Source organism: Oleiphilus sp. HI0066 (assembly GCF_001635725.1).
The window spans coordinates 1-304 of sequence record NZ_LWFH01000820.1; the positions used below are offsets into that span (position 1 = coordinate 1).

Annotated in this window: 1 protein-coding gene; it reads right to left on the reverse strand. The window is 41.8% G+C overall.

Annotated features, from left to right (window positions below; translation table 11 throughout):
* The coding region (locus A3738_RS09710; RefSeq protein WP_156504162.1) for an efflux RND transporter permease subunit at nucleotides 1-304 on the reverse strand (304 nt) is incomplete at both ends.

Here is a 304-nt window from a genome sequence, read left to right on the forward strand (position 1 = left end):
ACTTTTACTACCCGGTATAGGAAGTATTGTGTTTGCAATGTCTTCAACGGATTCAAAATTACCGGATGGTTCTAATTCAATGCGCTCTTCACCCACAGTGATAGACCCGCCAGGAATGATAATATTGCGGCTTTTAATCATTGCGCTAAGTTGGCTAGGAGAAATACTTAACTCACTCAACTTTGAATTATCATATTCGACGTATATCTGTTCTTCTTGCACGCCGTACAGATCAATCTTGGCTGCGTCAGGGAGACTCAACAAATCGTCACGTACATCATCAGCAACGTCCTTCATTTCTCTG